The following is a 1,671-nucleotide window of genomic DNA, read 5'->3' as shown; positions in this document are numbered from 1 at the left end:
AATTCTTTCAAGAATCGGTTTCCCTTACTCAATCTCAAAAACCAATTTCTTGCACCACAAAGCAGTTCGGTCATAATTTTCTCTGAAATTTTCAAGAATAAATTCTTTATCCGGTTCCACTTTTTGATTATAAATTTCTTCATCATTGATGATGACTTTTATAGGATTTTCAAAATTTACCATGTCCGGATGCAAATAAATTGCAACTTCCTTCACACAGGAAGTTTGGATGCTGAATTCGTTTCCGCAATACTGGGCTTTAACCGCACCGGATGGTTTGTTGTAAATGAAGGCATCGGAATAAGTTATTTCCGGAAATTTTCCTTTTAGCAGAATTTCTATTCCTTCTCGCAATACTATCAGGCTTACAGAATCTCCGCGTGCTTTGCCATGCTTGATCTTTGCCATTTCATCATTTTGAAGAGTTGATTTGCCATCCATTTTGATTATTATGTCATCATCCTCTAATCCCATTTCTTTTGCTGTGCATTCGGTGTCCATCACTTTATTCACCCGAATACCATCGCCCTCAAATTCCCGATCCATATAAAATCCGAAGGAAATTCTGTCATCAGGAAGTTTTTTTAAATATTCCTTTTGCCATTCTTTTTTACTTTGCAAAGTATCCAAACTCACAATTTCAATCCAATCGCATTTTCCAAATTCCGGAGTCCAGGTTTCCCAATAAATTTCGGGACGAAAAATCTCACGAGGATTGTTCTTCATATTTTGAATAATTATCGGGACTTCTTGCTCTGCATAATCAAAAGCATGACCAATTCCAAAATATTCTTTATACAAAATATCAGCACCGGCAGAAATAGCCAGCTCCATAAGCGGCTTCATCCGTTTGGAGGGATATAATTGATCCAAATCCGTGTTTATAGCAAAACAAGGTCTGTTCATCATGTTTTCCAAAAAGACGGGTGTTTGCGTTACGAGACCACCCACGGACATAAAACCATTCAAAGGGAAAAAACTTGCAAAGTCATCAGGATTGGTCAAATCCCAATAAAAAGAACCGGACCCTCCATCAGAAAATCCTGTAATAAAAATCCGATCATCATCTACATTAAAATTTTTCTTTACGTGAATAATTTGTTCTTTAACATTTTGTATTCCAGCACAATCCCACCAAGTATAATCCATTTTCCCAAGTGGAAAAAGCATGAGCCAATTATTTTTTTCGGCAAATGGAATAAACGGATTGTCTCTAAACACAGTCAAGGGTTCTTCCACAAAATCAGCTCGGCTAACACCACCATGAAGATAAACGATCAAAGCGGTTTTCTTGTGAAAATCGTATTTTGGAGGAATGTAAATTAAATAAGGTGCTTTCAGCGTGTCATTTATTTGGTTGTAAAACAGGTTGAAAGTGTCCTGCTCAATCGCAGAATATCGGCTGTAATCAGAAAGAGATTTGAAAGTTTCTTCTGCGGTAATGGAGGAATTATTTTCTAAATTTAAAATTTCATTATCCAATTTGTTATTCTGTCCGTAAATAAATGAAAATACGCACAATGCAATGGACAAAAGTAAAATGTTTTTTTTCATAAGTAGTCCTTTTTATGTTTTTTTTACATTTTCGTGACGGATTGGTCAGTTTCGTTTCTTATCTTTTTTGATAATTTCGAGGGAATGCGAATTGATTTATTAATGTCCATCCGTAAA

1 protein-coding gene is annotated in these 1,671 nt (G+C 35.5%); it reads right to left on the bottom strand.

Annotation, left to right across the window (positions count from 1 at the left end; all coding sequences use genetic code 11):
- Positions 1-24: 24 nt before the first annotated feature.
- Complete coding sequence (locus U9P79_09580; GenBank protein ID MEA2104873.1) at positions 25-1,554, bottom strand: hypothetical protein; 1,530 nt, start codon at positions 1,552-1,554, stop codon at positions 25-27.
- Between the last annotated feature and the right edge of the window lie 117 nt (positions 1,555-1,671).

The organism is Candidatus Cloacimonadota bacterium (assembly GCA_034661015.1).
Taxonomy (GTDB): domain Bacteria; phylum Cloacimonadota; class Cloacimonadia; order JGIOTU-2; family JGIOTU-2; genus JAYEKN01.
This window is presented reverse-complemented; position numbering and strand designations above follow the sequence as displayed.